Raw genomic sequence first — 1325 nt, forward strand, 5'->3', positions numbered from 1 at the left:
TTGGAGCCCATGAAGACACCGGTCCGACTGCCCCGCGCGGACGCCGGGTCGATGCCGGCGCGCTCGAAGGCCTCCCAGGTGGTCTCCAGCAGCAGACGCTGCTGCGGGTCCATCGCCAGCGCCTCACGCGGGCTGATGCCGAAGAACGACGGGTCGAACTCGCCCGCGCTGTCGAGGAATCCGCCGTCACGGGCGTAGGAGGTCCCGAGGTTCGCCGGGTCCGGGTCGTAGAGCGCGTCCAGGTCCCAGCCGCGGTCGGTCGGGAATCCGCCGACGGCGTCGCGGCCTTCGGCGACCAGTCGCCACAGGTCCTCGGGCGACTGGACACCACCGGGCAGGCGGCAGCTCATCGCGACGATGGCGATCGGCTCGTCTGCGGCGGAGACGGCGGTCGGCGCGTCGGACTGCTCCTGGGAGCCGAGGAGTTCGGCCAGCAGGTGCTCGGCGACGACTGCGGCGTTCGGGTAGTCGAACACCAGGGAGGCGGGCAGCCGCAGGCCGGTGACCGCGTTCAGGTTGTTGCGCAGCTCGACGGCGGTCAGCGAGTCGAAGCCCAGCTCACGGAAGGCCTTGACCGGCTCGACGGCTCCGGCGCCGTGGTGCCCGAGCACCGAGGCGGCCTCGGTCCGGACCAGGTCCAGCAGGGCGCGCTCACGCTCGGCCGGGGTGAGCGCCAGCAGGCGCTGGACCAGGCCGTTGGCCTCGCCGTCCGGCTGGGCCGAGGGCGCGGCACCGGTGAGGGCGCGCTGCACCTCGGGCAGGTCGCCGATCAGCGGGCGCGGGCGGGCCACGGTGAAGCCGGGGACGAACAGCGCCCAGTCGACGTCGGCCACCACCACGGCGGGCTCGTCCTCGGCGACGGCGGCGGCCAGTGCGGCAACCGCCTGCGCGGGCGGCAGCACCGGCAGGCCGCGGCGGCGCAGGCGGTCCTCCGCCTCGGCCTCGACCATGCCGCCGTCGGCCCAGGGGCCCCAGGCGACGGCGGTGGCGGCGAGGCCACGGGCACGGCGCTGCTCGGCCAGGGCGTCCAGGTGGGCGTTGGCGGCCGCGTAGGCGGCCTGGCCGCCACTGCCCCAGACACCCGCGATGGAGGAGAAGAGGACGAAGGCGTCCAGCTCGGTGTCGCCGAGCAGCTCGTCCAGGTGCGCCGCACCGTCGACCTTCGCGCGGAGCGCGTCGGTGAACGCGGGCAGGTCGGTGTCGGCGATCGTGCCCCCGTCCGCCACACCCGCGGCGTGGACGACGGCGGTGAAGGCGTGCTCGGCGAGCAGCGCCTCGACGGCCGTACGGTCGCTCACGTCGCAGGCGGCGACGGTGGCCCGGGC

1 protein-coding gene is annotated in these 1325 nt (G+C 75.3%); it reads right to left on the reverse strand.

Annotated elements, in window-relative coordinates; translation table 11 throughout:
• Positions 1-1325 (reverse strand): beta-ketoacyl synthase N-terminal-like domain-containing protein (locus ACWDBB_RS36220; protein WP_449793655.1); only part of this gene is annotated, 1325 nt, incomplete at both ends.

Source organism: Kitasatospora sp. NPDC001095 (assembly GCF_053598615.1).